Annotated in this window: 5 protein-coding genes; 2 read left to right on the top strand and 3 right to left on the bottom strand. The window is 54.6% G+C overall.

Annotation, left to right across the window (positions count from 1 at the left end):
- Positions 1-97 precede the first annotated feature (97 nt).
- The gene (locus tag DMG62_21750; protein PYY20828.1) at positions 98-268 is read right to left on the bottom strand and encodes a hypothetical protein; all 171 of its coding nucleotides are present in this window, start codon (positions 266-268) and stop codon (positions 98-100) included.
- Between the two features lie 110 nt (positions 269-378).
- Entirely contained in the window at positions 379-1,254 is an 876-nt protein-coding gene (locus DMG62_21745) for a hypothetical protein (protein ID PYY20827.1), read from the bottom strand.
- Between the two features lie 412 nt (positions 1,255-1,666).
- On the opposite strand from DMG62_21745, the gene DMG62_21740 reads away from it, so the two are divergent.
- On the top strand, positions 1,667-1,915 hold the full coding sequence (locus tag DMG62_21740; GenBank protein ID PYY20826.1) for a hypothetical protein: 249 nt from the start codon (positions 1,667-1,669) through the stop codon (positions 1,913-1,915).
- Positions 1,916-1,994: 79 nt separating this feature from the next.
- Positions 1,995-4,736 carry a hypothetical protein gene (locus tag DMG62_21735; protein PYY20825.1) on the top strand — a complete coding sequence of 914 codons (2,742 nt, stop codon included), beginning with the start codon at positions 1,995-1,997 and terminating at the stop codon, positions 4,734-4,736.
- 169 nt (positions 4,737-4,905) lie between these two features.
- On the opposite strand, the gene DMG62_21730 is transcribed toward DMG62_21735, so the two are convergent.
- Positions 4,906-5,418: glycosyltransferase (locus tag DMG62_21730; GenBank protein PYY20824.1), on the bottom strand; the 513-nt coding region annotated here is incomplete at its 5' end.

Here is a 5,418-nt window from a genome sequence, read left to right as displayed (position 1 = left end):
TTAACTGCCTCTATAATGTCAGCGCCCGAGCTCTGCCACAGGCGTACCATATCCGGAAGAAGCGACGGCGGGTGTTGTCCGTCGGCGTCCACCACGATTACCCGTCGCCCCGGGCGCGCTCCAGCCCTGCGCAGAGCGCTGACTCTTTGCCGAAGTTGCGGCTCAGGCGGAGAGCACGGACCGCGTGACAGCTTTTCGCTTCGGCTGCTATCGCGCGCCAGGTATCGTCAGGTGAACCATCGTCAACAAGCACGAGTTCGTAGGGCAAATTGCATCGGCCTTAAAGAGCCGCGGACCGCTGTCAAAACAGCTGGCAGATGAGCGGCTTCGCGAAAAACGGGCATAACAACCGAAAGCAAGGGCTGTCTTGTTTCCGTGTTAGGTGTTTGGGACTCGTCCATAAGCAGCAACTGTCGTGGCGGGCACGAATACCTTGAGACGCGCCAGCACAGAGGGTAGCGCGAAGCCGAATTTAGCTGCGATCAAATCCAACGGAAAAGCATGCGGGTAAGGAAGCTTGCGAACATCGGTCAGACCGGCTCGACGCATCAACGAACTCAGTGTTTGTAGATCGAAGTAGAGCACATGCTCAGGCATCTTGAAAGATGGCCAACGGTGACCCATCAACTTCCTCAATACATCGCCTATGTCGGGAGTAGCGAGAAAAATGTGGCCCCCGTCCCTCGCACGGTTGGCCAATTGCTTGACGAACGATAGGGGTATGTAAACGTGCTCGATTACCTGCGTCGCGATCACGCAATCGAATTTGAGCTCAGGCGGAACCTGTTCAACGCCCCCGACAAACACTTCAGCGCCTGTCGCGCGTGCGATCTCCGCCCCCTCGCGCGAGAATTCCGTCCCAACGCGGCGATTAAAGAATAAGCGCGCCTCGTCAAGCAGGTATCCATAGCCGCAGCCGACCTCCAGCAGGTCGCCGCTGGTTAATCCGCGTTTGGCAAGATTGTGCAGGAGGCGTTTGAATGTCGCACGCAATGCTGGCTGTTGTGCAACGTAGCTGGTGTCCGCGTAACCGCACGCGCCGCCTTCGTAATACGACGATTGGCGATAGGTCTCCTGCATCGCGCTCTCGACGAGTCGTGGATAAAGGTAGTGGACGCCGCACGCCGTGCAGTGCGCCACGTTATAGGGTCCGGGTAAACGAAAGGGACACTGGCGCTGGTCGCTGTCACATAGGGGACACGCGGGATATTCGAGGTTCGTGCCGATCTCTGCCCCTCTGTGTGTGATATGCATTGTATCTAAAGCGCCATCCACGCAATCTTCACCCGAGAGTGACCACTCCGCTTAATCGGCGCGCGGAAAAGACACGTACTGAATACGATCACAAACGCAAACCCGCAAGGAGGCTAACTCACCCGCCTGTCGAGCCGCAATCCGCCGCGATCTTGCAGGCCACGCGCCTGCCACTAGATGACGCTCGTCCAGCGCCAGGAACAACCGTCAAAACTGATAATTCATTACATCCCTCGTTCAGCGGAACATCCATTTTTTGGTTGACATGGTTCTATCATTTTTGCGAAACACGCCGGCATGGTTCATCAGCTTGGGTATTCACTGCGTATTCTCGCAATAAATATTGTTGCGATCGTCCTCTTAGTTGCATCCATCTCGGCATTCGCTGGGACAGACGTTTTGACCTGGCATAATGATCTGGCTCGAACCTGACGAGGCGATGCAGCTTTCTGCTAAAGTCGACCGAACTTTCCAGCCCGCCGAGGCGTCGTCCGCTGCGGCTGATGAAATGGAGAGTGCCTTTCGAGAGCGCGTGAGGTATGTGGCAACGATGGATAATGCGTATCAACGGGCTCAGCGGCTAACTGAGACGTTGAATAAACCGGGCGGCCTGCCGATCCCGCGACAAAAGCAGTCCTATAAACGATCCTTAGACCTCTAAGGGGATCAATAGCCTTCTGGCCACGAATTACATCAGTAATCCCTATTTGCTGTCAAATATGTTTAACATAGGAGATACGTTGAAGCACAGGCCCAAGCTCTCGCAAAACCTGCTGGCGTTGGCCTTCTACGTCATCCTCTCGATCGTTGTAACTTGGCCTGCTCTCGTCCATCTTCGTGATCGAGTGTTGGGCGCTTATCCGGGCGACAATTTTCAGTTTCTCTGGGCGCTCTGGTACACGGCACATGCCATCATCGATCTACATCGCTCCCCTTTCTTCGACCCCTCTATTTATTTTCCGTTTGGCTTTAGCCTGTTTAGAAATTTAGGGGAAGTTTCACCGGCGACTATTCTGGTATCCGTCCCGCTCACACGGTCGCTGGGCGAAGTTGCCACATATAACCTGCTGATCATAACCTCTTTTGCTCTGACAGGCTTCGCGACCTTTCTGCTGGCACGTGCGTTGCGAGCTGGCTTCCCTGGTGCATTGGTCGCAGGAATAGGTGTTGGGTTTTGCTCCTACCATTTCGCGCACGCAGGCGGACACCTTTCACTCGCTTCGACTCAATGGATACCTTTTTTCTTTTTATATCTCGAACGCACGGTGCGACAACCTGGTCTTCGTCACGGTCTCCTGACTGGGCTGTTTTACGGCTTGAGCGCTTTAGTTAGCTGGTACTATGCTTCGTTATTGCCCATAGCGGCCGTTCTCTATCTCAGTCTTCGTCTCAATTACTTCAAGCACCCAAAGCGATTGGCTCGGCTGATCAAACCTGGGTTAGCAGCGGTCGCCTGTAGCGCTGTGCTAGTACTTCCATTCGCGGTGCCTTACGTGCTGGCGCTAAAGCATGGAACAATGGAGACGCGGTCTCTTGAAGAATCACAGGCGTTCTCGGCAAGCGTGGCTGATTTCTTTATTCCTTCAGTTCGCCATCCGCTTTTTGGTCGCTGGATAGCTCAACATTGGCGCTCCGGCGCCAATGGCCTCTGGGGAGAGTGGGAAGTTTATCTGGGAACCTTGATCGTTCCCCTAGCTTTGTTAGGTATCATCCGTTCCAAGGATCGGCGCATTACAGCCGGGTTAATCGCAATGGGTGCAGGGGCGTTCGTGTTGGCCTTGGGTCCGACTCTATACTTCGTCCATCCGCCTTCGCTTCGCAGTGCTGCAAACCTCGCGCCACTTTCTCACATCCCTTTACCCGTCCTGGCGCTTAAAGACATTCCACCATTTAGTTTTCTTCGCTGTTGGGCCCGAATGGGCTTGTTTTTAGAACTGGCTGTCAGCCTATTAGCGGCGAAAGGCTTGACCTACCTCCTCGAGCTGCTTCCTCGCCGGGCTATCGCCCGGCATGCCGTCGCTATTATCGTCATAAGTCTGGCAACACTGGACAGTATGGCTGTTCCTTTTGGAATGGCGCTGGTAGCGCCGCGGCCGGTTGATCGCTGGCTAGCCGCACAGCCGGGAAAGTTTGCCGTCATGGAATACCCTATTCCGGAGCATGCCTACAGCGGTCCCGCGATGTACTCTACCCGTCTCAGCGGTAAACAAATCATCATGGGTTACGGAAGTAACCCACCCAATTTGCGTTACTTTGAGACACTGAGCACGTTTCCTTCACCCCAGGCGCTCGATCTTTTGCAACGATGGGGAACGAGATTCGTGCTCGTTGATGAAAAGCTTTATCAGCGCGGCAGTGAATTCTGGCAGCTTTGGCAGACCTGGGCTTCCTTGGAACCGGCAATTCGGGATAGCAGCCGCTTACAGGAAGTCACAGCGTTGGAAGGGATTCATGTCTACAAATTAAAGAGCCGGGAGATTCAGCCTTTGAGCGGGGAATTAGTCTCTAACCCTGGATTTGAATCTGAAAGCGGCGGCGAGATCCAGGGATGGACACTAGTAGGTCACCCGAGAATCGGTCGCTCTGGCACTAAGGCGCACAACGGAAGCAACAGTTGCTGCGTCACAACCTCCGACTATCTCGTGTCCAATCCCATTCCAATTGAATCGGGTCGCTGTTATCTTCTTGAGCTCTTTAACCGGCGCGCGAGAAGTAAACCCGCACAGGTTCGTCTTCAGGTGATATGGCTCGACGCAGCACAACATCCTTTGGAGCCTTCCACCGCTGCTATTCGTGTCGTAGAAGCGACCGGCCAATGGCAGCCTGCGCGCGATGAGTTCCTCGCTCCGGCAGGGAGCCGTTACGCGATGATCTACGCCGTTACACACAGCGGCACCGCGTGCCTCGATGATTATTCGCTTCGCGAGATCTCTTCGGATTGCGAGCCGAACCTGAGCGCGATTCCAAATCCAGCGGTGCGATCCCCTGGCGCAAAGCAAAGCAGGAGTTCAATTTCCTGGAACAGTCACTCCGGCGCTGGCGCGCACGTGGGCTTGTCCATAAACGGCCAGCCCGAAACGCGTTTTGCGGAGGGCCCTGCTGGAATGAGGATTTTTGACATCGAAACGGGGTCAAGATGGGAGTTCCGGCTTTATGACGGCATGAGCAGCGCACCCGTGAGAACAACGGCCGTCACGTCGGAAACAATTCCACCGTTAAGCGCATCGCCGGTGATTTTCCAATCGCCCTCAGCGCCGGGAAAAACTACGATCAGCTGGAACATGCCCAACCATTCCGAGGCCGAGGTATGGGTTTCCCACGACGGCAACCCTGAGCAGCTCTTTGTCCGCGGTGCCAGCGGCTCCCAAGACGCACCTTGGATCGCTCGCGGTAGCACCTACGAGTTTAGACTTTATGCGGCGCTACCTAAGCGCAGACTGATCGGCAAGTTGACGGTGCGTGCTACGGAGCCCTCGCCCTAAAGAGCGCTGGAGCGCTCTTTGAGCATCTCTCACTCTGCTTGCGTGTGCGTGTAATCGAATCCGAAAATTCCTTCCAGCGAGAGCAATCCCCGCACGTGAACGATAGCTGTCATTCCCAAAAGCCCAAGTTTCCGCTGCAGCGGGAAGTGGCGGATCGACGAGGGCCAGGCTAACGCTGCCTCGACTGAAGATCGGATTCGATTGATTCAGCTACTATATAACGAGGCCGGCCTTTTACCTCTTCGTAAATCCGGGCAAGATATTCACCGATGATTCCGAGGCTGATCATTAGGAAACTTCCGATGATTAGCTCCAAGAGAATGACGGTGGCGAAACCGCTGACCGCTTGCCCTGCCAGTTTTAGGTACAGGGTCTCCACCCCCAAAATGACTGACAAGCCCAGGAAAACCGCGCCTGCAAATGTAACCAAATGCAGTGGAAACGACGAAAAGGCAGTTATTCCGATGAGAGCAAGTTTTAGGCGTTTTAAAATAGACCAAGTCGATCTGCCTGCGGAGCGTGGAGCTACTTCGAAAGGAATCTGCACAGTAGTGAAACCCATCCAGACAGTCATTCCCCGAAAGAACACATTACGCTCGCGCATTTTTAACCACGCATCGACGGCCGTGCGATTCATCAGCTTGAAATCCGATGCGCCCTTAAACTGAAATCCGGACAGTTT

This window comes from Acidobacteriota bacterium, assembly GCA_003225175.1.
Taxonomy (GTDB): Bacteria; Acidobacteriota; Terriglobia; order Terriglobales; family Acidobacteriaceae; genus Gp1-AA112.
The sequence above is the reverse complement of the archived record's forward strand: the minus strand, read 5'-3'. Positions and strand labels throughout refer to the sequence as shown.